We start from the raw sequence: 1,556 nt of genomic DNA, 5'->3' as shown, positions 1-1,556 counted from the left end.
CCGCTGACTTTCATCGGCCGGCACAGCCTCGCCTTCTATCTCATCCACCAGCCGCTTCTGTTCGGCGCGGTGTGGCTGTTCTCGCAGGCCATGCCGGCCGCGCCACAAGACAAGGACGCTGGTTTCCTGTCGGCTTGCCAGGCGCAGTGCGAACAGCAACGGGACAGCAAGTTCTGTTCCAGCTATTGTGGCTGCATGCTGGACACGCTGAAGGGCGAAGGGTCTCTCGACAAGCTCTACAGCAACGACCAGTCCAGCGCCTGGAAATCGCATCTGGCCGATCTGGCGAGCACTTGTACCGCCGCGACCGAGGACGAGATGGAAGGAGGGCAGCAATGACAGGCATCGCAAAGCCCGGACACGGGATCATCCCCTGGCCACCTGTGATCTATGTCGTGGCGATCGCACTGAGCGTCGTGCTCGGCATGCTCTACCCGCTGCCCTGGATCGGGGACATATTCGGCGCTATCCTCGTCGGCGCCGGCTGGGTAGCGCTCTTTGGCGTGGCAGCGCTCTGGGTTACCGCGATCCGCGCGATGGTGCGCGCCAGGACGACGCTCAATCCCAATGCCGAGCCCGACCATCTGGTGACATCGGGGCCCTTCGGCATCACCCGCAACCCAATGTATCTCGCCAATACGCTGCTGTTGATCGGCGTCTCCTTCATCACCGGTATCGTATGGTTCCTGCTGTTTGCCTTCCTCGCTGCCTTCGCGACGCAGAAAATGGCGATCGAGAAGGAGGAAAAGATACTGGCGGCAAAGTTCGGCAAGAAATACCGCGATTACGCCAAGCGGGTCCGGCGCTGGATCTGAGGCTGTATCGACAATGAAGGTTGCTGGGTGCGAGCAGGCCCGCACCTCGGCGATTAGCAGAAGCATCCGTGACATCCTAGGGCGAAGCAAGCCGCGACGCCGCTTCGCGGCTGCTCCGCCGTGGGATGACGAAGTTCGAAAGCTCCGGCCAATCTCGAACGTCTGCGACGGTTAGCCTAGCTGAACTCCTTGGCTGTCAGCGGGCTACGTGTTCACGCCCAGCTCCGCCAACCGCTCCACGCAGGACTCCTCGGCCTGGTCGAGCTCGGCAAGCGTCTCCTCGAGGTCGCGCCGTTTCTGGCGCAGGTCCTCGCGCTTTTCCTCGATGCGCTTGATCATCAGCTTGAGCTGGCCGACCTCGCCGGGCGGTTCCTTGTACATCTGGATGATTTCGCGGATCTCGGCGATCGAGAAGCCGAGCCGCTTGCCGCGCATGATCTGGCGGATCAGATGCCGGTCGGACGGGCGAAACAGCCGCGTGCGCCCGCGCCGGATCGGCTGCACCAGCCCCTCGTCCTCATAGAACCGCAACGTCCGGGTGGACACGTCGAATTCGCGCGTCAGCTCTGTGATCGTGTAATATTCCCGCATTCTCGCTCCCACGCCCAAACGTCCAGGCATCGCCACGCAGAAGCGTCGCCCTTTCTCCAATCAACCCCGTCTGTGCCGGAATCGGCATCTGACCCCAGGGCAACGTCGCACGGCATTTACGTAAAAGTCAATTATAGCACTGTCTCAGGG

At 62.0% G+C, this 1,556-nt stretch carries 2 protein-coding genes and 1 pseudogene; 2 read left to right on the top strand and 1 reads right to left on the bottom strand.

Annotated elements, in window-relative coordinates:
• Together EOA60_RS32320 and EOA60_RS32315 are read left to right on the top strand one after the other, a co-directional pair.
• A pseudogene (locus EOA60_RS32320) lies at nt 1–339 on the top strand (DUF1624 domain-containing protein); the annotation flags it as partial.
• A complete protein-coding gene (locus EOA60_RS32315) occupies nt 336–815 on the top strand; it encodes an isoprenylcysteine carboxylmethyltransferase family protein (RefSeq protein WP_067329213.1) in 480 nt (159 codons plus the stop codon). The pseudogene EOA60_RS32320 and the gene EOA60_RS32315, both read left to right, overlap by 4 nt.
• Nucleotides 816–1,019: 204 nt before the next feature.
• Here the strand turns inward: EOA60_RS32315 and EOA60_RS32310 are convergent, their stop codons facing one another.
• Nucleotides 1,020–1,406, bottom strand: a complete 387-nt coding sequence (locus tag EOA60_RS32310) for a MerR family DNA-binding transcriptional regulator (RefSeq protein ID WP_040969921.1) — start codon at nt 1,404–1,406, stop codon at nt 1,020–1,022.
• Nucleotides 1,407–1,556: the final 150 nt, after the last annotated feature.

The sequence above is a fragment of the Mesorhizobium sp. M1A.F.Ca.IN.020.06.1.1 genome (genome assembly GCF_004023265.1).
Classification (GTDB): domain Bacteria; phylum Pseudomonadota; class Alphaproteobacteria; order Rhizobiales; family Rhizobiaceae; genus Mesorhizobium.
Note: the sequence above shows the minus strand (reverse complement) of the source record. Positions and strands in the feature narration are given on the sequence as shown.